The organism is Kitasatospora sp. NPDC058965, from assembly GCF_042741245.1.
Taxonomy (GTDB): Bacteria; Actinomycetota; Actinomycetes; order Streptomycetales; family Streptomycetaceae; genus Kitasatospora.
The window spans coordinates 1-19,668 of sequence record NZ_JBHYKG010000037.1; the positions used below are offsets into that span (position 1 = coordinate 1).

Here is a 19,668-nt window from a genome sequence, read left to right on the forward strand (position 1 = left end):
AGGTGCCCGTCCGACGTCACCTCGAACACGTGCGCCGTCCCGTTGATCATCACCGAAGCCGTCTGACCCGACTGCGCACCCGGCACCGGCGGCGGAGTGACGGTGCCGCCGACCGGGCTGATGTAGCCCTGCAGGTTGACGGTGCGCCCGTCCTTGGCGGTCCACTCGCCGGTGCCGACCGCCGCGGGCATGTTGGCGTCGGTGGTCACGTAGCCGCCGCTCTGGTTGCCGCCGGTCCAGTCGATGGTGCCGTTCGAGTTGACGGAGGTGACGATGGCGACGTGGTCGTCCTCGGTGCCGGAGTAGCCGTTCGGATGGAAGAAGACGGCGTCCCCGACGTGCGGGGTGGAGGACAGCGGGCCGTACGACTCGAAGCTGTTCGCGAGGTCGCTGAGGGGCCCGAGGTTCTGCACGCCCTCCTGGGCCCAGACCCAGCCGGCGAAGTCCGCGCACCAGGCGTGCGCCGCCTGGGTGCCCGAGCAGCTGGAGCCCTGGCCGGTGCCGGGGGCGTAGTAGCCGGCGCCGCCGTTGCCGCACGGGCCCTTCGCCGGGCTGGTGACCTGGCCGGTCGCGGTGCCGGCGATGGCGTCGCCGAGCGTCGAGGCGTGGGCCGACGGGGCGGCGAGCAGGCCGAGGGCGGAGGTGAGCAGCAGGGTCGAGATGCCGGCGACGGAGGAGCGGCGGAGCGAGGTGAACATGGGTGTTCCTTAGGTGTGGAGTGGAAGAAGACCAGGAATGGTCGGGTCGGGTCCCGGGGTGTCCGGGCAGTCGGGTGCTGCGGCCGGCGGCACGGGGGCTCGCGGCGGCAGGACGGGGTACGGCTGGTGGCCCGTGGTGTCCGGGCCGGCGGTGGTCGGCCCACGGCGGTGCGGACGGCCCGCCGGACGGGCCGGACTCCGAGGCGGAGTGGTGACGGGTACTCAGGAGGGGGACGAACCCGGCTCCTCGGCCTCCCGGCCGGTCGTGTCCAGCGGCGGCAGGTAGCGCCTGCGCAGCGTCGGGGAGGCCAGGTGGCAGCGGGCCAGTAGCGCGACGGTCCGGCGGACGGAGTCCGGCGCTGCGGAGCCGACCGCTGCGGAGGGCAGCAGGTACAGCAGGAGGTCGAGCCGGTCGTGCACGGGGGCGCCGCAGATGTGCTCCAGACCGTCGTCAGGCCTGGCGTGCGCCCACAGGATCCCCAGGACCTCGGCCACCTCGCCCGTCACGTGCACCGGCGCGGTAGGCCGGCGCCGCAGGCTCGCGTAGACGATGTCCACGGCGGGTCATCCCCACTGGGCGTTGTCGGCCGGGGCGTTCCCGGTCGGGGAGACGGCGGCGACGGGAGCGACGGGAGCGGTGTCGGCGACGGTGGCGCTGCCCGCTCCGACGGGCAGCAGGGCGAGCAGCCCGGCGGCGAGGGTGGCGACCGCGGCGGACAGGACGAGACGGGAGCGGGTCATGGTGATCGGTCCTCTGGTGTCGGCTGTTGACGGTGATGGCTGTGACGGTGCTGCGGAGTCCTGTGTCGCGTCCCGCGGTTGACGCTCGCCCAGGTGATCCGGCGTCCGGCGGGTTTCCCTGCCGGCGATGAACAGCTTGGCCCGCGGCACCAGGCCACCGGAAGGTGTTACGGCTGGCGGCCGCTCGCCTGGCATCGGGCCGCCCGAGAAGCATGCCCATGACAATTCAGTCCGCACGATCGTGCCGGGCATCAGCACGGGCACGGGCAGCGGGCTGCCGGCGCGGCTCCGCGCGGGCGTCCCCGCCGGTCCTACGGCGGCGGGGACGCGTCGAGGTGGTGCTGCAGGCGCGCGTGGCGGAACTGGTAGACCGCGCCGGCCTGGCGCAGCACCCCGCGGCGGTAGGCGTCCTCCAGGAACGCCATGCCCGCCCACGGGAGCCGGCCGCTCAGCGGGAGGCAGAGGCGGGCGAAGAGCAGCCACTGCCCCCAGGCGGTGGCGACGAGGACGTAGCAGAGGGCGGTCACCAGGCCGCACTCCGCGCCGTCCAGGAGCGGCGCCCACGGTCGGAACGCGTGCGCCCTGCCGAGCCAGTAGGGCGCGAGCGGCCCCTGCAGCACCTGGAGGACGCCGGCGACGGCGAGGGTGATGGCGGGCGCCAGGAACAGCGCCCGCCGCACGACGGTGGCACGGTTGACGGCCAGGAGGACTGCCGGGGTGGCGGCGGTGCCGACGTCGACCGGCGCCTCCATCGCCGCCATGCCGCCCAGGGCGGCACCGCCGGCGAGTCCGTAGACGAGCGCGAGCCTGAGCGTGTCGATCAGCGCGGCCGGCACCGGCGAGGTGGTCTCGATCAGCACCCGGTACCCGGGATCGGGCAGGAACGGCAGCAGGGGGCTCTGCAGCACCGCGAAGCCGGCACCGGCCAGCAGGCCGGACCGCGCCGAGGCCACCACCCGGCGCACGGGAACGGCGGGGCCCGGCCCGCCGCGGCGGGGCCGGCGGAGCCGCACCCGGGACGGTTTGAACGGTTCCCGCCGGAAGGCGACGGCGCTCCAGTAGACGAGGGCGAAGACCACGCCGATGGTGAGGCTCTGCACGGGCACACCGGGCAGCAGACCGGGCGGCGGCGAACCCGGCACCGCCAGTCTCGCGACCACGTACACGGCCACCATGCACACCGCCGTGACCGTGCTGCAGGCCAGCGCGATCGCCAGCAGCCGGGCGGGCGTGCTCAGCGCCCCGCCCAGCCGCCACCAGGCCAGGTCCTGACGGTCGCGGTGCTCGGGACGGTCGAGCTGGTGGGCGAGCTGGGCCAGGTAGTGGTGCGCGCGGTCCGGCTCCCAGCAGCGGCGAGGGCGCCGACCGGCAGCGGCGGCGGGGTGGTGCCGGTACACGGCGGGGACGAAGCCGGCCAGCAGGTGTTCCTCGACGGCCGCCCGGGTGGGGAAGCGGGCGGTGTCCAGCAGGTCGGCCGGGTCCTGGCCCGGGGCGTCGCTGTAGCGGGTCCGGGCCAGCAGCACCATCAGCGGAGTGCGGAGCACAGCCGCGAGGTTGGCGCAGGCCGGGTCCTGCGGCCGGGCGCGCAACCGGTCCAGGACGGGGTCCCACACGCTGGCCGGGCCGGCGGTCCGCCCACCGGAGGCGGCGGGGCGGGCGGTGCGCGGCAGGTAGTGCGCGACGTCGTCCGGCGTCAGGTCGTCCAGCTCGATGCCGGCCGCCCTGCGCAGCACCTCACCGGCGGTCGCGGCCGCGAACTGCTCGGTGCGGCTGGTCAGCACCAAGGGCAGTGACGTGTCGTTGAGCTCGCGCAGTGCAGCGGGCTGCAGGCCGGTGGCGATCTCGTCGAAGCCGTCGAGCACGGGCAGGATCCAGCCCGCGTCCACCAGGGCGGCGGCCAGGGTCGAGCGGCCGGGCGTGCGGGCGGCCAGGTCGGGGTGGTCGCGCAGCAGCCGCCCGACCAGCCAGTCCCGCAGCGTGGCGGCGCTCGGGTCCCATCCGCCGACGGTGAAGACCACCGGTACGGGGTCCTCGGCGGTGCGGGCGGTGAGGTAGTCCAGGACGAACCGCAGCATCAGGACCGTCTTGCCGGAGCCGGCTCGGCCCAGCACCACCAGCCGCCCGGAGTTGACGAGCCGGTAGACCTGCGCGACCTGGGGCAGACTGCCCGCCAGGGGCACGGGCTGCGCACCGGCGCCGGGGGGTGCGCCGTCGACGTTGTCCCAGTGGTCCAGCAGGCCGGCCGGAGCCGGGTGCCAGCGGACCGGCAGCGGGAACGGGTCGTGGATGCGCCGCTGCTCCTCCTCCCGGATCCAGCGGCCGTACTCGCTCCGGGCCAGCGACTCGGCGGCGTACTCCAGGTCGGCCCGCGGCAGCAGCGTGACGGCCGGACGGCGACGGGGCGCCGGCGGGGCAGCGGGCTCGCGCGGCTCCCGGACCGGCGCGTGCGGCCCCCCTCTGGGCCCGGGTGCCGGGGTGGCTGCCGCCGACGGCCCGGTGCCCTCGACCGCGGGTCCGCCCGCTCCTGGCGCACCGTCCGGTCCCGCCGGACTCGGCCACCCGCCGGGGGGTTCGGGGAACACGGCGTCGGACGGCGCGGTCGACCCTTCGTCGCGGTGCCCGGCCAGCAGCTCCTGCAGGACGTCGTCGCGGTCGCGGTCCAGCGCGTCGGCCAAGGCGTGGGCGATCTGACGCACCGTTCCGGTCCGCATGTCCCCGGACCTGCCGGCCTCCAGCCGTTGGACCGTCCGCACCCCCAGCCCCGCGAGCTCGGCCAGCTGCTCCTGCGTCAGCCCCGCCTCCAGGCGCAGCGTTCGAAGCGGGACGCCGAAGCGGCCACTCACCTGGACGTGCCCAGTCGTATCACTGCTCTGCCCTCCCCCAGCAGGCAGTCTACGTGGGCCGTGGCGGGCCGCCAGTAGGCCTCCCGCCATATGTGGCGGGTCCCTGGCGTGGTGGCTGACCAGCCAAAACCCGGAGACTGATCATCGGGGGGCGCGATCGGGAGGGCACGGCGCGGCACGACGGACGACCCACGGGACGACGACCGGGACGACGACCGGCGCCGGTCCGGCGTGCTGGGCCGCGTCGCCCGCCGGGCGCCCGCACGGCGGGCCCGACCGGCGGCGTCGGCAGCCGTGCACCGGATCAGCCCCGCGCAGGGGCACGAACAGAACAAGAGACGACGGGGGAAGAACGATGTTGGAAGCGCTGGGGCTGAGTCCGCTCGCCAGTGCGGTCTACCAGGCGATGCTCGACCATCCCGACTTCGAGGTCGAGCGCTTGGCCGAGGCGTGCGCCGCCACTGCCGCCCAGGTGCACGACTGCCTGGACGAGCTGGGCCGGCTGATGCTCGTGCGGTCCTCCAGCGAGCACCCCGGTCGGCTGCGGGTGGTCGCCCCGGAGATCGGCCTGGCCGACGCGATCGCCCGCGAGGAGGCGGAGCTGGCTGCCCGTCAGGCCCAGCTCGCCACCTCCCGCGCGGCGGTGGCCCGCCTGGTCGCCCAGCGTGCCGACTCCCGCGACGCCAACGGCGAGCGCCTGCTCGGGATGGACGCGATCCACCGGCGCATCGAGCAACTCGCCGGCGCCATGACCACCGAGTGCCTGGGCGTGCACCCCGGCGCCCACCACCGCCCCGAGGACCTGGCCGCCGCCCGCGCGGCCGACCGGGGCCCGCTGGCCCGCGGGGTCGTCATGAAGACCCTCTACCAGGACAGCACCCGCAACGACCCGCACACCACCGCCCACGCCCACTGGCTGCTCAGCCAGGGCAGCGAGGTGCGCACCGCCCCCGTCCTCCCCCAGCGCCTGGTCGTCTTCGACCGCACCCACGCGCTGGTCCCGATCGACCCGGCCGACACCCGCAAGGGCGCCCTGCACGTCAGCGAACCCGGCATCGTCAACGCCCTGCTCGACCTGTTCGACCAGGCCTGGGCCACCGCCGTCCCGCTCGGCGCCGTCCGCGCCGACGACCCCGAGACCGGACTGACCGACATCGAGCGGCACCTGCTGCGCCTGCTCGGCTCCGGCCTCACCGATACCGCGGCCGGCCAGCGCCTGGGCGTCTCCCCGCGCACCGTCAGCCGCCTGATCGCCTCGGTCATGGAACGCCTCGGCGCCAGCAGCCGTTTCGAGGCCGGCATCAAGGCGGCTCAGAAGGGCTGGCTGGCCGCATGAGGCCCAGCGCGGAGCGCACCGCCCGCAGGGCCGAACGGACCGCGGCCCTGCAGCAGGAACGGGAACGCGAGCGCGACGAGGAGCTGAGCCGGCGGGCCCGGTGCGCGGCGATCGCCAGGCAACGGCGGGCCTGGGAACGCGGTGCGCCCCGCGGACTCGCCGACCGCATCGAGCTGCACAGGCCCGACGGCGTGCCCGTGCGGATCGCGGTGGAGCGGGTGGGCCGCGGGCGCCCCGTGCAGCGGCGACGGCCCCGGGCGGCCCGGGGTGGCCCCGGCGCAGGTGCGACGCGTTAGCATCTCGCCCCATGAGCTATTCGGGGGAAGGGCCGTACGGCGGTGCGGCAGGGCCGGTGCAGTTCGGCGGCGGCGGTCCTGACTGGAACGCCATGGCGGCGGAGCACGAGCGGGCGCAGAAGCGGTCACGGCTGCTGAAGATCGGGCTGGGCGCGGTGGCCGTGGTGGCAGTCGGCGGCGTCGCGGCCGCAGCCGTGGCACTGCGGGGATCGGCCACCCCGGGAACGCGGCCCGCGGCGGCGGCCGGTGGCGTCCCGTCCACCGCGACGGGGGCCGGCACCGCCGGCACCCCCTCGCCGGCGACCTCGGCCTCGCCCGCCGGCCCGCAGCAGCTCCCCGACGGCCAGGGCGCGAACCCGTTGACGGTCGAGAGCTCGGCCGCCGTCGGACAGAGCGACGGCCACAGCGGTCCGACGCTCGTCCTCGGCGGCAGCCCGGCGGCGTTCGCGCAGACCCCGGCCGCCGTCGTCGACACCCGCCGGAGCTTCACCGTCTCGGCCGTGGTGCGCAACGACGCGCCGGCCGGGTCGCGTTCGGCGGTCAGTCAGGGCAGCGGTTCGTACTACTCCTTCAACCTGGGCCGCGACTACTGGGGCGCGCACAACCAGTGGGCGTTCAAGGTGCAGACCGCGGCCGGTGATGCGGACAACAACACCCGGGAGGCGTTCTCCCCCGCCAACGCCACGGTCGGGCAGTGGACCCTGCTCACCGGCGTCTACGACGCCCAGGCGAAGACCATCTCGCTCTACGTCGACGGCGCCCTGGCCCAGACGTCCAAGGTGAGCGGCATCTGGGACACCTCCGGACCACTGGAGATCGGCCGCACCCGCTACCACTCCGCCTGGGTCGACACCTGGAACGGCGCCATCGGCGACGTCCAGCTCTGGGACCGGGCGCTGCCGGCCTCGGCCGTCGCCCAACTGCACACCAGCGGCGGCACGTCGACGGACGCACCGCCGATCGCCTCGTGGCTGCTGCACTGAGCCGCCGCGCACCCGGCGCCGTGTCCGCCTGAACGCCGCCGACACCCCCGGCCTCCCGAACCGGCCCGTGGGAGCGGACCGTTACGCGTGCCGTGGCGCCTGCTGGCTGTCGTACTGCTCCTGGGCGGCGAGGAGTTCGGCTCCGTGGCGGCCGAACCACTGGATGAGTTCGGTCAGCGGGCCGGCCAGGCTGACCCCGAGGTCGGTCAGGTCGTAGGTGACCTGGGGCGGGACGGTGGGCGTGACCCGGCGGTCGACGAGCCCGGCCCGGGCCAGGTCCTTGAGGTTCTGCGACAGCATCTTCTGGCTGATGCCACCGACGCGCTGGTGCAGCTGCGCGAACCGGTGCGGGCCGGCGACGAGGGCCGAGATGATCAGTGTCGCCCAGCGGCTCGTCGTCCGGTCCATGATCGGCCGGAGCGCGCACTTGTTGTCGAAGGTGTCGTGGGCCAGGAGCCGGGCGGCCGTCGCGAGGTGCTGAGTTTCCATCACGGCAGGAGCTTACAAAAAAGTAGGTACTTCCAACTAGTAATCGGCTCTCCTACGGTGAGTTCCGGAAGCACCAACGTTCGAGGAGCCACTGTGAGCAGCAAGAACAACGCACGTACGGCGATCGTCACGGGCGCGTCGAAGGGCATCGGTGCGGGGATCGCCGAGGCGCTGGCCGGGACCGGCGCGGCCGTCGTGGTGAACTACCGGGAGGACGCGCAGGGCGCCGAGCGGGTCGTCGCGGGCATCACCGCCAAGGGCGGCCGGGCGGTGGCGGTCCGGGCGGACGTATCGCGCAGCGAGGACGTGCGGCATCTGTTCGATCGTGCGCGCGAGGAGTTCGGACCGGTCGACGTGCTCGTGAACAACGCGGCCGTCGCCGTCTTCGCGCCGCTCTCGGCCATCACCGAGGAGGAGTTCCAGCGCGAGATGACCACGAACGTGCTGGGGACGATCCTCACCACGCAGGCCCTGGCCGCGCAGGACGACATCGCCGCCGCGTCGGTCGTCAACGTCTCGACGGCCGGCACGCTCACCCACCCGCTGTACGCCTCGCTCTACGTCGCGTCCAAGAGCGCCGTCAACGCGTTCACCGTCGTGGCGGCCAAGGAGCTCGGCGCGCGCGGCATCCGGGTCAACGCAATCATGCCCGGACCGTCGGACACCGAGGGGACCAGGGCCATGGGGTTCCCCGGCTCGGCCCAGGAGGCCGAGGCGATCGCCGGTACCCCGCTGGGCCGCACGGGCACTCCGGACGACTACGGCCCGCTGGTCGCCTTCCTGGCGTCCGACGACGCCCGCTGGGTCACCGGGGACGTCATCCTCGCGTCCGGCGGCCTGCGCTGACGCCCCGTCCGTCGGACGCGTCCTAGATGCGCGACTTCCGCACCGAGTGCACGGTCGCCCCGGCCAGGGCCAACGTCGACCGCAGCAGCGGCAGTTGCTCGTGCTCGCGGTACAGCGCCCAGTTGTGCTTCACCAGCGACAGCTTGTTGGAGGACAGCGACCCCGCCCGGCCGGACCGGTAGACCGCCAGCGGTTCCTGCAGGCCCCGGGCGGGGTGCCCGTCCCTCATGATCGACAACCACAGCGCGTAGTCCTGCCGCTTGGGCATGTCCGGCATCAGCCGGGTGCCCAGCACCGTCCGGTCGTACATCGCGGTCAGCGCCCCGATGTGGTCCTGCACCAGCATGTCGCGGTACGTCACCCGCTCGCGTGCCGCGACCACCCGCCCGTTGGGCGTGAAGTCGCAGGCCTCGCCCGTGTAGTCGCCGGGGACCTTGTAGTAGGAGGTGAACGTCAGCGGAGCATCGCCCTCGGCGGCGAACGCGAGCTGCTGCTCCACCTTGCCGGGCAGCCACATGTCGTCGCTGTCCAGGAACGCCACCCACTCCCCCTGGGCCCGCGCCATGGCCAGGTTGCGGGCCCTGGCCGCGCCGCCCTGCTCGGGCGCCGCCTGCGGGCGCACGCGCTCGTCCTGGCAGGCCAGCTCCTGCAGCAGGTCCATCGAGCCGTCGGTGGACGCGTCGTCGGTGACCAGCAGTTCCACGTCGGCATGGGTCTGCGCGAGCACGGAGCGCACCGACGCACCGAGCGTCGCCGCGGAGTTGTGCACGGGCATCACGACAGACACGAGCGGCACGGCGCTCCTTCCAGCACGACCAGCAATGACGGCATCCAGCGCGGATTGTATGCGAGCACCTTCAGGCAGGTGCACGGCCCGGGCCCGGCACACCCCGGCACGCCTCTCCCAGCAGGCGGCGGGGACCGGGGCCGTTGCGACCGAGTTCGTCGCCGGGGTTCGACAGCCGGCACTTCTGCAGGGACAGGCAGCCACAGCCGATGCAGCCGTCGAGGTTGTCGCGCAACCGCTCCAGCTGCTCGATCCGGGCGCTCAGCCGCTCCCGCCAGGTGGCCGACAGGCGCGCCCAGTCGGCTTTGGTGGGTGTGCGCTCCTGGGGCAACGAGGCGAGCGCCGCAGCGATGTCGGCGAGCGGGATGCCCAGGTTCTGCGAAGCCCGGACGAACGCCACCCTGCGCAGGGCATCACGCCGGTACCGGCGCTGGTTGCCGGCCGTCCGGCGGCTGGAGATCAGGCCCTTGGCCTCGTAGAAGTGCAGGGCGGACACCGCGACGCCGCTGCGGGCGGCGAGTTCGCCGACGGTGAGTTCCGCGACCGGGATGACCATGATCGGAATCGTCCCATGCGCCGCCGCCCGGCTCCGAGGCGGGCCGAGCCGCTGCGTCGGGCCCGTGACCGTCGCCGACGCCGGACCGGCCCACGGGGGCCAGGCCGCCGGGGCCCGCGTGAGCTGCGCCGATGACGGGTTGACCTCAACGTCGGTTGAGGTTGAAGGATTCGTGCTGTCGGAGGCGCAGCCACCTGAACAGGGGAGTGATCAGCATGCGGACGGTGCAGGCAGTGCGTTTCGGGGGCCCGGAGGTTCTGGTTCCACACGAGGCGGCGGAGCCGGTCGTCGGACCGGGACAGGTGAGGGTCGAGGTGTCCGTGGTCGGCCTCACGTTCGTCGGGACGCAGATCCGCCGCGGGACCGACCAGTGGCATGCCAGGCCCGACCTGCCGTACGTGCCGGGCGGCACGGTCGCCGGCCGGGTGAGCGCGGTCGGCGAAGCGGTGGATCCGAGCTGGATCGGTCGGCCCGTGCTGGCCGACGCCGGGGGGACGGGTGCCTTCGCCGAGCGGCTGTCGGCCGATGCGGAGAGCCTGGTCCCGGTGCCCGAGGGGCTGGGCCTGCGCGAGGCCGCAGCCCTGCACCCGGACGGCAGTACCGCCACCGGCCTGGTCGAGGGGGCCCGGATCGCCCCCGGGGAGTGGGTGCTGGTCGAGGCGGCGGCCGGCAGGGTCGGCAGCCTGCTGGTCCAGCTGGCGCGGACGGCCGGGGCCCGGGTCATCGGGATCGCCCGCGGGGCGCGCAAGCTCGACCTGATCCGCAGCCTGGGGGCCGAGGCCGCGATCGACTACTCCGACCCGGACTGGACCGAGCAGGTCCGCCGGGTGACCGGCGGCGCGGGAGTCGACGTCGTGTTCGACGGCGTGGGCGGGGAGATCGGCCGGGCCGCGTTCGAACTGACCGCCCGTCACGGCCGGTTCTCCGTGCACGGCGCCTCCAGCGGTGGGCCGACGGCGATCGGGCCCGAGGAGGCGCAGGAGCGCGGAGTCGAGGTGATCGGCATCCAGCAGCTGTACGGGTTCCGGCCGCGGATGCACGACTGGGCCGCGCAGGTGATGGCCGAGGCGGTCGCGGGCCGGGTGCGGCCGGTCGTCGGACAGACCTTCCCGCTGGAGCGGGCCGCGGACGCGCACGCCGCGATCGAGGGCCGAACCGCGCTGGGCAAGACCCTGCTCCTGGTCTGACCGGCACCTCCTCCCCCGGCCCCGACACCTGGCCCGCGCAGCTGATCAGCGGCCGGTGTCCGGCGGGTAGACGGTGAGCCGGCCGTACGCCGGTAGAACGCCGGCCGGGTCACCGGGCCCGCCCCGCAGGACGGCGTCCAGGAAGGCGAGGGTGGCGGCGGCGACCACGCACGGGCTCCCGGTGCGGCCCAGGGTGCCGACGATCGAGGGCACCGGCGGCAGGTACAGCGGGCCGTCCATGAAGGTGAGGTGTGCGGCGCCGGGGACGGTGACCCGGTAGCTCGTCGCGGAGTTGGCCTTGAGCGCCGCCGTCAGCCGGGGCAGGTAGCGCGGGTCGGTCGCCGGGGTGACGGCCTGGGTGAGCGCGAGCGTCGGCCGGTCGAGGGCGGGTGAGGCGGGGCCGTGCGGAAAGCCGTCCAGATCGATGACGGCGGCGAACCGGCGGTCCTGCCGGGCAGCCTGCAGGGCGGCGGCGCCGCCCATGGAGTGGCCGGTCACCGCGGCCCGGCCGGTGTCCAGGCGGCCGGTCAGCGGGTCGGCGGTCTCGCCCCGGTCCAGGCCGGTCAGTCGGGTGAGGACGAAGCTGAGGTCGGCGGCACGGACGGCCGTCCAGTCGGCCGCCAGCTTCTCGTCCTGGTCCGGGTCGCCGGTGGAGGCGGTCTCACTGGTGATCACCCGGCCGTCGGCGAGGACGACCGCAGCGGAGTCGTACGGGTGGTCCAGGGCGGCGACCAGATAGCCGTGGCTGGCCAACTCCTCGGCCCAGGCGGTGTTCTGGGTGCGCACGCCGCCCGACCCGGGCGAGAACAGCACGACCGGGAACCGCTCGCCCCCGCCGGCCACCGGGGCGTCGAAGACCGCGTGGCTGCGGGCCTGCGGGACACCGTCGACCAGGAAGCCCGGCAGGCCGACACCGTGGGCGAGGGCCGCGGCGACGGTGCGCGCCTCGGCCTGCGTACGTCCGAGGTACTGGGCCCGCTGCGCGCCCGCAGGACTCCGCTGCGCGGGGTACCAGAGCTGGACCACGACGGTGCGCCGGTCGTTCGGATCGGCGGTGAAGGTCTCGGGGCGGAGCGGATCGGTCCACTGCACCACCCGGGTGCCGACCGCGAACGCGCCGGTCGGCGCGGGGAACTCGGGCACGGGGAAGGCCCAGGCGGCCACCGGGCCCGCGGCGATCAGGCCGGCACAGGCCGCCGATCCCGGCAGCGCCAGCCACCAGCGGGCCCGCCACGCCGGCCGGCCGGTGCGGCGGCGCAGCAGCGGAGCGAGGGCGAACGGCACCGCGAGGGCAGCGCCGGCCAGCACCGGCAGCAGCTGCCAGCGGATCCCCGCCAGGCCCAGCGGGAACGCGGACATCGCGAGCACCGCCCCCGCCGCGATGGTGACGCGCGGTCGGGCGGCGGGGGGAAGCCAGCGTGCCACCACCAGTGCCACGGCACCCAGCAGGACGAGGATTTCGAGGGGGGACATGAACAGCCCCGGGATGATCTCGGTCACCCGCTCATCCTCGGCACCGGGCGTGCGCTGCCGCATCGGTCCCGGGTCGCCGTCGCGGCCGACCGGGAGCGCAGGCCGAGGCAGGGTCCTGTGCCACCGCAGTGGCAGTCGGGCGCGCCGGACCGGCGGCCGCGCTGCGACCACGGGAGGTGGCGGACTCCTCCTGGAGTCGCATGCCGGTGCCGGTGCCGTCAGACGGTGGACTCATGTGCCGCGTGGGACCCACGGCCTACGGTGGCAGGGCTGAGGTGGCCCCGGCCGGGGTCACCACGACGCTTTATCGACAAGGACATGGCATGACCGAGGCGGCCGCGGAACCCGATCTCGCCCGCCGGGTACGGGACCGGGACCGTCCGCGGTGGGCGAGGTCGGCCTTCCGACTGACGAGGGACGCCGGCCCGGCCTCCGCACACGCGGCGCGCACGGTGGGCACCACCCGGCGTCGGGGCCGCCGACTGCCGCCCGTGGTGCGGGCGTCGCTGCTGCCGGCGCTGCTCCTGTTCGGCACCGTGCTCACCCGCACGCCGCCGGAGCTCCCGGTGGCCCTGGCCCTCACCACTGCCCTCGCACTGCCGCTGGTGTGGCGGCGCCGGGCCCCGCGCGCGGTGTTCGGCGCCGTGGCGGCCGCGGCCTTCGCCCAGTGGCTGGCGAACGTCCAACTACCCGCCGACATCGCCCTGTTGGTGGCTCTCCACACGGTCGCCGCACACGCGGGCCGGCGCGCCGCGCTCGTCGCCGCGGCCGTCGCGGAGGCCGGCGCCCTGCTGGCCTGCCTGCGCTGGGCGACCGACGGTGCGTTCCTGGCGCCCTTCGTCGCGGTGACCGCACTGGTCGTCACCGCCGCCGTGCTGGGCGTGAACGTGCGGACCACCCGCGCCTACCTCGCGGCCGTGGAGGAGCGGGCCGCACGTCTGGAGCAGCAGCAGGACCAGCAGGCGCGACTGGCCGTCGCCGAGGAACGGACCCGGATCACCCGGGAGATGCACGACATCGTCACGCACAACCTGTCCGTCATGGTCGCGCTCACCGACGCCGCCGTCTACGCGCAGCACCGGTCGCCCGCCAGGACCACCACCGCCATGCTCCAGATCTCCGAGACCGGCCGGCAGGCCCTGACCGACATGCGGCGCTCGTTGGGCATCCTGCGGACCGACGAACCGGACGCACAGCGCCACCCGTTGCCCGGCATCGCCCAACTGCAGGCCCTCACCGACCAGATGTGCGCCGCCGGGCTGCCGACCCGCCTCCACCTCGACGGCGGCCGCGCCCACGTGCCCGCCACCGCCCAACTCACCGTCTACAGGCTGGTGCAGGAAGCCTTGACCAACACCCTCAAGCACGCCCCCGCCGGCACGCACGCGACGGTCCGGATCCGGTGCTCGACCGAGTCCGTCACGGTGGACGTCACCGACAGCGGCCCATGCCCGCCACCTCCCGCCACCGCGCCGTCCGGCCACGGCCTCCCCGGCATGCGCGAGCGTGCGGCCGCCTACGGGGGGACGTTGCGGGCCGGACCGCTCCCGGGCGGCGGCTGGGGAGTCCACACCCGGCTCTTCCTCGACAGCAACGGAGCGGCGTCCGCATGACGATCCGCATCCTGATCGCCGACGACGAAGCGTTGCTCCGGATGGCCTTCACCACGGTCCTGGAGGCCCAGCCCGACATGGCACCGGTCGCCGAGGCCGAGGACGGCGTCCAGGCCGTCCGCCTCGCCCGCGAACTGCGTCCCGATGTCGTCCTGATGGACGTCCGAATGCCCGGGATCGACGGGATCGAGGCGACCCGCGAGGTCGTCCGGACCTCCCCGCAGAGCCGAGTGCTGATCCTCACCACCTTCGACCTGGACGAGTACGCCTTCGCCGGACTCGGCGCCGGGGCCTCGGGCTTCCTGCTGAAGAACACCAGGCCCGAGGAGTTGCTCACCGCGATCCGCACCGTCGCGGCGGGCGACGCCGTGGTCTCGCCGCGGATCACCCGCCGCCTGCTGGAGCACCTGCGCCCGCACCTCCCCGACGGCAGCAGCACCGACGGCGACGAGCGGCTCGCCCGACTGGGCCGGCTCAGCACCCGGGAACGCGAGGTGCTCGTCCAGGTGGGCTGCGGCCTGTCCAACGCCGAGATCGCGGCCACGCTCCACCTCGCGGAGGCGACCGTGAAGTCCCACCTCGGGCGGATCCTGCAGAAGCTCGAACTCCGCGACCGGATCCAGGCCGTGGTCTTCGCCTACGAGAGCCGCCTCGTCCGGCCGGCCTAGGAGGGTTGTCAGGCCCCTGCCCCGGGCGTGCCCGTGCCGGTGGCAGCACCGGTCCGGTACGCCTCGATGGTCTCGCGGTGGGCCGACGCGACTGCCTCCGAGGCGCCCCCCGACCGCGAGCCGGGAACGATGAAGGACCCTCGTCCACCCGTCATGCGGACGCGGACCATGTACACCGTGCCGCCCCGGCCGGACTCACTGGCGACTTCCACCGCGGCGATCTCGTGCCAGGGAATCGAACGACGCCTCAGGACCGACCGGGTCTCCAGGTGGGTCGCACCGCAGACCGAGTAGCCGAAGGACAGACCCGCCATCAAGAGCGAACACCCGGCAAGGATGGACCCGACCAGCGCCACCAGCGGCCGGAGGTCATGCGCGGTCCACGGGTCTCCCGCCAGCCACGCCCACAGCCCCAGCCCGCCCGCGATGACCAGACCGACCGTCAGCGCGATGAAACCGATGCGCCGATCGCGCGGACTGCCGCCGATCCGTCTCTCCTCCATCCCCGCATGCTAGGGCAGGCGCCCGACCACAGCCGAGGGCGGCCTCCCCGAGCCCGGGCGTCGCGAGGACGGCGAGCCCTGACCGTGGCATCGGCGGCGGCGCGGTGCCCGGAGGCAGGCGCGCCGACTGCGGCGGACGGCCGCCCGGCGCCCGCCGCAGCCGTTCATCGGATACCTCCAAGGAAACCCCGGCCTTCAGGCCAGGGAGGAATTGGATCTCCCGCGTAGCGGGTCAGGCACAGGCGGAACGCCGTCGAGGCGGTACGGCGTTGCGGTAGGTGATTAGCCGTCAGATGGTCACAAGGAGTGGTGTTAGTGTGTGATCCATGGTGGCCACCCACGTGAAGCGGGCGTTCAAGTACCGCTTCTACCCGACCGATGCGCAGGCGGCTGAGCTGTCGCGCACGTTCGGGTGCGTGCGGAAGGTGTACAACATGGCGTTGCAGGCCCGTACCGAGGCCTGGACGCTGCGCCGGGAGCGGGTCAACTACAGTGCCACGTCGGCGATGCTGACGGTGTGGAAGAAGACCGAGGAGCTGGCCTACCTCTCGGAGGTGTCGTCGGTTCCGTTGCAGCAGACGCTGCGGCATCTGCAAGGGGCGTTCGCCAACTTCTGGCAGAAGCGGGCGAAGTACCCGACGTTCAAGAGCCGGAAGAAGTCCCGCAGGTCCGCCGAGTACACCAGCTCGGCGTTCCGGTTCCGGGACGGTCGGCTCACGCTGGCGAAGATGGACCGGCCGCTGGCCATCGTCTGGTCGCGTCCGCTCCCGGAGGGTTCCTCGCCCTCCACGGTCACGGTGTCGCAGGACAGCGCGGGCCGCTGGTTCGTCTCCATGCTGTGCGAGGACCGGCCGACCGTGCCCGAGCCGATCCGTGCGGCTGTCGGGATCGACGCCGGGATCACCAGCCTGGTGACTCTTTCCACCGGTGAGAAGGTCGCCAACCCGAAGCACGAGCGCAAGGACCGGGAGCGCCTGGCCAGGGCACAGCGGGAGCTGTCCCGCAAGGCCCGGGGCTCCAACAACCGCGCCAAGGCCCGACTCAAGGTCGCCCGGGTGCACGCGCGGATCGCCGACCGGCGCAGGGACTTCCTGCACAAGCTCACCACTCGGCTCGTCCGTGAGAACCAAGCGGTCGTGATCGAGGATCTGTCGGTCCGCAACATGGTCAGGAACCGCAGGCTCGCCCGCGCCGTCTCCGATGCGTCCTGGTCCGAGTTGCGGTCCATGCTGGAGTACAAGAGCGCCTGGTACGGGCGGGACCTGGTGGTCGTGGACCGCTGGTTCCCCTCCTCCAAGTTGTGCTCGACCTGCGGCGCCTTGCGCCGCAGGATGCCGCTGAACGTCCGTGAGTGGACGTGCGGCTGCGGGACGTCCCATGACCGGGACGTGAACGCGGCCCGCACCATCCTGGCCGCCGGACTGGCGGTTGCAGCCTGTGGAGACGGTGTAAGACCTCAACGGAGTACTCCGGGCGGGCAGTCGTCGGTGAAGCAGGAAGTCGTCCCGACCGTTGCGTCACGCGCAGCGGCTCAGCCGCGAGGCTGAGGGGAATCCCCGTCCTTCAGGACGAGGAGGAAGTCAAACTGGGGCGATCAGCTGGTCCCGAGGCCGCCACAGGACAGAACCTGTCCGGTGACGGTGGCACCGTGGCTGCCGAGCCGCCCGGGACACCGTGGCCGGCCACGGCGGCCGTGCCGGGGGTTCCGGCGGAGCGCCGCCGTCCTGACGCACCGAAGGAGCAGGCCCATGTCCGTCACGGCGACCACCGAGACGCGATGACCGTCCTCGACGCACGCGCGCTCAACCGTGCGACCCTCGCCCGCCAGTCCCTGCTCGAACGCGGCGCCGCCACCGTCCCGGATGCCGTGGCGCAGCTGTGCGGCCTGCAGGCGCAGGAGCCCCAGGAGCCGTTCATCGGCCTGTGGTCCCGCCTGGCCGGCTTCCGGCCCGGGCAGCTCGACGATGCCCTGACAGGCCGCCAGGTGGTGCGCACGCACCTGATGCGCCGCACCGTCCACCTCGTCACCGCCGCCGACGCACTCGCCTGGCGGCCCCGCCACGACGCGATGCTGCGCCAGCGGGTCCTCAGCACCTACCGCCGCGAACTCGCCGGCGTCGATCCGGAGGAGGTCGCCGCGGCCGGGCGCGCGGTCATGGCCGACCAACAGCCCCGCACCATGACCGAGCTGGTCCGGGCGGTCGAGGACCGCTGGCCCGGCCCACCGCGCCGCGCGCTGGGCGAGCTCCTCGTCGCGGCCCTCGTCCCGATGGTCCAGCTCCCGCCGCGCGGGCTCTGGCAGCGCAAGGCCGGGGTGCGCAACCTGCCGCTGGCCACCTGGCTGGACCAGGACCCCGATCCCGAGCCCGAGCCCGCGCCCGCGCCCATGGCTGACGGCGATCCGGTCGGGCAGCACCTGGTGCGGCGCTACCTCGCCGCCTACGGCCCCGCCGCCGGCGCCGACCTGCGCGCCTGGTGCGGCCTCGCCGGCCTTCCCGCCGCCGTCAAGGCGGTGCGCGAGGAGCTCGTCTCCTTCCGCGACGAGCGCGGCCGCGAACTCCTCGACCTGCCCGACGCTCCCCGCCCGCACCCGGACACGCCCGCGCCCGTGCGGTTCCTGCCGGCCTTCGACAATGCGATCCTCGGGTACGACGACCGCAGCCGCATCATCGACCGGCCCCACCTCGGCCTGTCCGTCGCCGGACACCGCGCCGTCCTCGTCGACGGCCGCGTCGCCGCCACCTGGACCGCGCGGGACGGCCGACTCCGCGTCAGCCCGCTGCGCCCCCTCACCTGCGCGGAACAGGAAGCCGTCCACGCGGAGGCCCGGGAGCTGGCCGCCTTCCTGGACGAGGGCATCGAGGACATCCGGTTCGACGCCCGGAACTGACGGTCCCGCACCCCGGGGCGGCGGCCGGATCGGACGCCGCCCGCACGCCTCACCAGGGCACGACGCCGGCGTCCTCGAAGAACTGGCCGGTCGGGCCGTCGTCGGGCAGGGTCGCGAGCTTGAGGGCGATCGCGGCGCCCTGTTCGGGGGTGCGCACGCCGCGGAACCCGTTGAGGTCGGTCGCCACGTAGCCCGGGCAGCCGACGTTGATCAGGATGTTCGTGCCGCTCAGTTCCCGGGCGTACTGGAGGGTCACGGCGTTCAGCAGCGTCTTCGACGGCGCGTACGCCACGGCGATCGGACCCGCCGTCTGCTCGGTGGCGCTGCCCGACTGCCGGGTGAGGGAGCCGACGCCGCTGGACATGTTGACGATCCGTGGCGAGGCGGAGCGGCGCAGCAGCGGCATCATGGCGTTGGTGACGTGGATGACGCCGATCACGTTGGTCTCCAGGACCGTTCGGACGGTGGCCGGATCCACCCGGGTGGGCTCCTGCGGCATGCCGCCGCTGATGGCGGCGTTGTTGACCAGCACGTCGAGGCGCCCGGCCCGTCCCTCGATCAGCTGCGCGGCGGCGGTCGCGCTCGCGGCGTCGGTCACGTCCAGCGGCACCCCGAAGGCGTCGACGCCGGCCGCCCGCAGCTTCTCCACCGCGGCCTCGCGGCGCCCGTCGTCGCGGGCGCCGACGCCGACGCTCCAACCGAGGGCGCCCAGCCCCGCGGCGATCTCGTAGCCGATGCCCTTGTTCGCGCCGGTGACCAGCGCAATCGTTCGTTCGCTCATGCGAGCCATGCTGCCCCCGGTCCCCGGCCGGGGTCCAAGACCGATCGGTGCGGCATCGATACCGTCAGGGTATGGATCCGGAGTACGGTAGCCGGATGGAGACCCGGGAACTGCGCTACTTCGTCGCCGTCGCCGAGGAACTGCACTTCGGGCGCGCCGCGCAACGGCTCGGGATCGCCCAGCCGCCGCTGTCGCGGACCATCCAGCAGCTCGAACGGCGGCTCGGGGCAGCGCTGTTGGATCGGACCAGCCGGACCGTCACGCTGACCGAGGCCGGCTCGGTGCTGCTCGCCGAGGGCCGGGCGGCGCTGGAGGCGGTGGACGCCGCCGAGCGCCGGACGCGCCGCGCCGCCCGCTCCGCCACCGGTCGACCCGGCCTGGTCCTGGTCACCAAGGCCGGCGCGTCCAGCGCGCTGCTGGCCGGACTGCTCACCGCGTACGCCGCGGAACCCGGCGCCGTCCCCGTCGACGTCATCCTGTGCGGCCCGGCCGAGCAGGGACCCATGCTGCGCGAGGGCCGGGCGGACGTGGCGCTGCTGCACCGCCCGTTCGACTCGACGGACGGGCTCCACACCGAAGTGCTCAGCGTGGAGGGCCAGGTGGCCGTCCTCCCGGCCGGGCACCCGCTCGCGGCCCGGTCCCACGTGCACCTGGCCGACCTCGCCGACCTGCCGGGTCTGCCGATGCCCCGCTGGCCCGCCGCCGACGGCAGCTACCGACCCGGCCCCGGCCCCCGGGTCCGCGACCACGCCCAACTGTTGCAGCTCGTCGCCCTCGGCCGGGCGTGCGCCGTCTCACCGGAGTCGTGCCGCGCCCAACTGAACGCCGACCTCGCCGCGGTGCCCGTCCTGGACGCGCCGGAAGTCACCACCGTGATCGCCTGGCCCCCGCACAGCCGCTCCAGGACCGTCGCCGACCTCGTCCGGACGGCGACCCGCCTCCGGTAGGTCACCACCTGCCCGGCCGGGCGCCACCCAT

At 74.2% G+C, this 19,668-nt stretch carries 20 protein-coding genes; 10 read left to right on the top strand and 10 right to left on the bottom strand.

Annotated features, from left to right (window positions below; genetic code table 11):
* The 4 genes from ACFW1A_RS09215 to ACFW1A_RS09230 form a co-directional block, all read right to left on the bottom strand.
* A partial coding sequence (locus ACFW1A_RS09215) for a CHAP domain-containing protein (protein WP_380406689.1) occupies positions 1–698 on the bottom strand: 698 nt, incomplete at its 3' end.
* A gap of 222 nt (positions 699–920) precedes the next feature.
* A complete protein-coding gene (locus ACFW1A_RS09220) occupies positions 921–1,256 on the bottom strand; it encodes a hypothetical protein (RefSeq protein ID WP_380406691.1) in 336 nt (111 codons plus the stop codon).
* A 6-nt stretch (positions 1,257–1,262) separates the two neighbouring features.
* Complete coding sequence (locus ACFW1A_RS09225; RefSeq protein WP_380406693.1) at positions 1,263–1,439, bottom strand: hypothetical protein; 177 nt, start codon at positions 1,437–1,439, stop codon at positions 1,263–1,265.
* Positions 1,440–1,750: 311 nt separating this feature from the next.
* Positions 1,751–4,282 carry a helix-turn-helix domain-containing protein gene (locus ACFW1A_RS09230; RefSeq protein ID WP_380406695.1) on the bottom strand — a complete coding sequence of 844 codons (2,532 nt, stop codon included), beginning with the start codon at positions 4,280–4,282 and terminating at the stop codon, positions 1,751–1,753.
* 355 nt (positions 4,283–4,637) lie between these two features.
* On the opposite strand from ACFW1A_RS09230, the gene ACFW1A_RS09235 reads away from it, so the two are divergent.
* The 3 genes from ACFW1A_RS09235 to ACFW1A_RS09245 are packed head-to-tail and all read left to right on the top strand — an operon-like array spanning position 4,638 to position 6,897.
* Positions 4,638–5,618 (top strand): LuxR C-terminal-related transcriptional regulator, encoded by a 981-nt coding sequence (locus tag ACFW1A_RS09235; protein ID WP_380406697.1) that lies wholly within the window; start codon positions 4,638–4,640, stop codon positions 5,616–5,618.
* Entirely contained in the window at positions 5,615–5,914 is a 300-nt protein-coding gene (locus ACFW1A_RS09240) for a hypothetical protein (protein WP_380406698.1), read from the top strand. The genes ACFW1A_RS09235 and ACFW1A_RS09240 overlap by 4 nt, the downstream gene beginning before the upstream one ends.
* 11 nt (positions 5,915–5,925) lie before the next feature.
* Positions 5,926–6,897: a LamG domain-containing protein gene (locus tag ACFW1A_RS09245; RefSeq protein WP_380406699.1), complete on the top strand. Its 972-nt coding sequence runs from the start codon at positions 5,926–5,928 to the stop codon at positions 6,895–6,897.
* A gap of 81 nt (positions 6,898–6,978) precedes the next feature.
* Here the strand turns inward: ACFW1A_RS09245 and ACFW1A_RS09250 are convergent, their stop codons facing one another.
* Positions 6,979–7,386 (bottom strand): winged helix-turn-helix transcriptional regulator, encoded by a 408-nt coding sequence (locus ACFW1A_RS09250; protein WP_380406759.1) that lies wholly within the window; start codon positions 7,384–7,386, stop codon positions 6,979–6,981.
* Positions 7,387–7,479: 93 nt separating this feature from the next.
* On the opposite strand from ACFW1A_RS09250, the gene ACFW1A_RS09255 reads away from it, so the two are divergent.
* On the top strand, positions 7,480–8,232 hold the full coding sequence (locus ACFW1A_RS09255) for an SDR family NAD(P)-dependent oxidoreductase (protein WP_380406701.1): 753 nt from the start codon (positions 7,480–7,482) through the stop codon (positions 8,230–8,232).
* 22 nt (positions 8,233–8,254) lie between these two features.
* Here the strand turns inward: ACFW1A_RS09255 and ACFW1A_RS09260 are convergent, their stop codons facing one another.
* Both ACFW1A_RS09260 and soxR read right to left on the bottom strand, forming a co-directional pair.
* Positions 8,255–9,028 carry a glycosyltransferase family 2 protein gene (locus ACFW1A_RS09260; protein WP_380406703.1) on the bottom strand — a complete coding sequence of 258 codons (774 nt, stop codon included), beginning with the start codon at positions 9,026–9,028 and terminating at the stop codon, positions 8,255–8,257.
* Positions 9,029–9,089: 61 nt separating this feature from the next.
* Positions 9,090–9,575: a redox-sensitive transcriptional activator SoxR gene (soxR, locus tag ACFW1A_RS09265; RefSeq protein ID WP_380406705.1), complete on the bottom strand. Its 486-nt coding sequence runs from the start codon at positions 9,573–9,575 to the stop codon at positions 9,090–9,092.
* 215 nt (positions 9,576–9,790) lie between these two features.
* On the opposite strand from soxR, the gene ACFW1A_RS09270 reads away from it, so the two are divergent.
* On the top strand, positions 9,791–10,762 hold the full coding sequence (locus ACFW1A_RS09270; RefSeq protein WP_380406707.1) for a zinc-binding dehydrogenase: 972 nt from the start codon (positions 9,791–9,793) through the stop codon (positions 10,760–10,762).
* A gap of 45 nt (positions 10,763–10,807) precedes the next feature.
* On the opposite strand, the gene ACFW1A_RS09275 is transcribed toward ACFW1A_RS09270, so the two are convergent.
* Positions 10,808–12,298, bottom strand: coding sequence for an alpha/beta hydrolase family protein (locus ACFW1A_RS09275; protein ID WP_380406709.1), 1,491 nt, complete (start codon positions 12,296–12,298; stop codon positions 10,808–10,810).
* Positions 12,299–12,558: 260 nt separating this feature from the next.
* On the opposite strand from ACFW1A_RS09275, the gene ACFW1A_RS09280 reads away from it, so the two are divergent.
* Both ACFW1A_RS09280 and ACFW1A_RS09285 read left to right on the top strand, forming a co-directional pair.
* On the top strand, positions 12,559–13,848 hold the full coding sequence (locus tag ACFW1A_RS09280; protein ID WP_380406711.1) for a sensor histidine kinase: 1,290 nt from the start codon (positions 12,559–12,561) through the stop codon (positions 13,846–13,848).
* Positions 13,845–14,516, top strand: coding sequence for a response regulator (locus ACFW1A_RS09285; RefSeq protein WP_380406713.1), 672 nt, complete (start codon positions 13,845–13,847; stop codon positions 14,514–14,516). The genes ACFW1A_RS09280 and ACFW1A_RS09285 overlap by 4 nt, the downstream gene beginning before the upstream one ends.
* Positions 14,517–14,524: 8 nt before the next feature.
* Here ACFW1A_RS09285 and ACFW1A_RS09290 read toward each other — a convergent pair whose 3' ends face one another.
* Positions 14,525–15,019, bottom strand: coding sequence for a PH domain-containing protein (locus ACFW1A_RS09290; protein WP_380406715.1), 495 nt, complete (start codon positions 15,017–15,019; stop codon positions 14,525–14,527).
* Positions 15,020–15,345: 326 nt separating this feature from the next.
* Here ACFW1A_RS09290 and ACFW1A_RS09295 point away from each other — a divergent pair, with 326 nt between their 5' ends.
* Together ACFW1A_RS09295 and ACFW1A_RS09300 are read left to right on the top strand one after the other, a co-directional pair.
* Entirely contained in the window at positions 15,346–16,566 is a 1,221-nt protein-coding gene (locus tag ACFW1A_RS09295; RefSeq protein ID WP_380406717.1) for an RNA-guided endonuclease InsQ/TnpB family protein, read from the top strand.
* Positions 16,567–16,796: 230 nt separating this feature from the next.
* Positions 16,797–17,909, top strand: a complete 1,113-nt coding sequence (locus ACFW1A_RS09300; protein WP_380406719.1) for a winged helix DNA-binding domain-containing protein — start codon at positions 16,797–16,799, stop codon at positions 17,907–17,909.
* Between the two features lie 49 nt (positions 17,910–17,958).
* Here ACFW1A_RS09300 and ACFW1A_RS09305 read toward each other — a convergent pair whose 3' ends face one another.
* A complete protein-coding gene (locus ACFW1A_RS09305; protein WP_380406721.1) occupies positions 17,959–18,690 on the bottom strand; it encodes an SDR family NAD(P)-dependent oxidoreductase in 732 nt (243 codons plus the stop codon).
* A 95-nt stretch (positions 18,691–18,785) separates the two neighbouring features.
* Between ACFW1A_RS09305 and ACFW1A_RS09310 the strand changes: the two genes are divergently transcribed.
* Entirely contained in the window at positions 18,786–19,637 is an 852-nt protein-coding gene (locus ACFW1A_RS09310) for a LysR family transcriptional regulator (RefSeq protein WP_380406723.1), read from the top strand.
* The last annotated feature ends 31 nt before the right edge of the window (positions 19,638–19,668 follow it).

What these genes read in the sequence shown, in the direction of transcription:
- ACFW1A_RS09305 (WP_380406721.1), bottom strand. Translation starts at nt 18,690, where the DNA reads ATGAGCGAACGAACGATTGCGCTGGTCACCGGCGCGAACAAGGGCATC.
- ACFW1A_RS09300 (WP_380406719.1), top strand. Translation starts at nt 16,797, where the DNA reads ATGACCGTCCTCGACGCACGCGCGCTCAACCGTGCGACCCTCGCCCGC.
- ACFW1A_RS09235 (WP_380406697.1), top strand. Translation starts at nt 4,638, where the DNA reads ATGTTGGAAGCGCTGGGGCTGAGTCCGCTCGCCAGTGCGGTCTACCAG.
- ACFW1A_RS09295 (WP_380406717.1), top strand. Translation starts at nt 15,346, where the DNA reads ATGGTGGCCACCCACGTGAAGCGGGCGTTCAAGTACCGCTTCTACCCG.
- ACFW1A_RS09290 (WP_380406715.1), bottom strand. Translation starts at nt 15,019, where the DNA reads ATGGAGGAGAGACGGATCGGCGGCAGTCCGCGCGATCGGCGCATCGGT.
- ACFW1A_RS09240 (WP_380406698.1), top strand. Translation starts at nt 5,615, where the DNA reads ATGAGGCCCAGCGCGGAGCGCACCGCCCGCAGGGCCGAACGGACCGCG.
- ACFW1A_RS09245 (WP_380406699.1), top strand. Translation starts at nt 5,926, where the DNA reads ATGAGCTATTCGGGGGAAGGGCCGTACGGCGGTGCGGCAGGGCCGGTG.
- ACFW1A_RS09225 (WP_380406693.1), bottom strand. Translation starts at nt 1,439, where the DNA reads ATGACCCGCTCCCGTCTCGTCCTGTCCGCCGCGGTCGCCACCCTCGCC.
- ACFW1A_RS09270 (WP_380406707.1), top strand. Translation starts at nt 9,791, where the DNA reads ATGCGGACGGTGCAGGCAGTGCGTTTCGGGGGCCCGGAGGTTCTGGTT.
- ACFW1A_RS09250 (WP_380406759.1), bottom strand. Translation starts at nt 7,386, where the DNA reads ATGGAAACTCAGCACCTCGCGACGGCCGCCCGGCTCCTGGCCCACGAC.
- ACFW1A_RS09310 (WP_380406723.1), top strand. Translation starts at nt 18,786, where the DNA reads ATGGAGACCCGGGAACTGCGCTACTTCGTCGCCGTCGCCGAGGAACTG.
- ACFW1A_RS09285 (WP_380406713.1), top strand. Translation starts at nt 13,845, where the DNA reads ATGACGATCCGCATCCTGATCGCCGACGACGAAGCGTTGCTCCGGATG.
- ACFW1A_RS09275 (WP_380406709.1), bottom strand. Translation starts at nt 12,298, where the DNA reads ATGCGGCAGCGCACGCCCGGTGCCGAGGATGAGCGGGTGACCGAGATC.
- ACFW1A_RS09280 (WP_380406711.1), top strand. Translation starts at nt 12,559, where the DNA reads ATGACCGAGGCGGCCGCGGAACCCGATCTCGCCCGCCGGGTACGGGAC.
- soxR (WP_380406705.1), bottom strand. Translation starts at nt 9,575, where the DNA reads ATGGTCATCCCGGTCGCGGAACTCACCGTCGGCGAACTCGCCGCCCGC.